The 737-nt window shown below is 74.2% G+C and carries 1 protein-coding gene; it reads left to right on the top strand.

Annotation, left to right across the window (positions count from 1 at the left end; genetic code table 11):
* Positions 1-87: 87 nt before the first annotated feature.
* Positions 88-737, top strand: a 650-nt coding sequence (locus AC1DWF_RS34155) for an aminopeptidase (RefSeq protein ID WP_476842919.1), incomplete at its 3' end; no start/stop codon positions are given.

Genomic DNA, 737 nt, shown 5'->3' with positions numbered 1-737 from the left:
CGGCTCCCTCGCCCAGTCCCCCGGCTGGCCGCCCGAGGGCCCTGCGGCTACCCTTTCCCCGAAGCTGCATCGCGGAGACCGCCGCCCATGGACCAGATCGCGCCAACCTCATCGCGCACCCAGGACTCCCTCGCCCGGCTGGCGGATGTCGCCGTCCGCGTCGGGCTGAACCTGCGCGCCGGGCAGGAGGTGCTGATGACCGCCTCCATCGACGCCCTGCCGCTCGCGCGCCTCATCACCGACGCCGCCTACAAGGCCGGCGCCACCCTCGTCACCACGCTCTTCTCCGACGACCAGCAGGCGCTCTCGCGCTTCCGGCACGCCTCGCCCGAGAGCTTCGACACCGCGCCCGGCTGGCTCTTCGACGGCATGGCCGAGGCCTTCCGCCGCGGCGCCGCGCGCCTGGCCATCGTCGGCGAGGATCCGAGCCTGCTGGCGGCGCAGGATTCCAGGCTGGTGGCCCGCGCCAACCGCGCCCGCGCCCAGGCCTACCGTCCCGCGCTGGAGCTCATCACGGCATCGGCCATCAACTGGAGCCTGGTGCCCTACGCCTCGCCCGCCTGGGCGCGGGCCATGTTCCCGGAGTTGCCGGAGGCGGAGGCCGTGGAGAAGCTCTGGGCCGCGATCTTCGCCGCGACGCGGGTGGACCAGCCCGATCCCGTTGCCGCCTGGGCCGGGCACAACGCCATGCTGATGGCCCGGCGCGAGAAGCTGAACGCCCGGCGCTACGCCGCGCT

Source organism: Aminobacter sp. P4_D5 (assembly GCF_056401815.1).
This window is presented reverse-complemented; position numbering and strand designations above follow the sequence as displayed.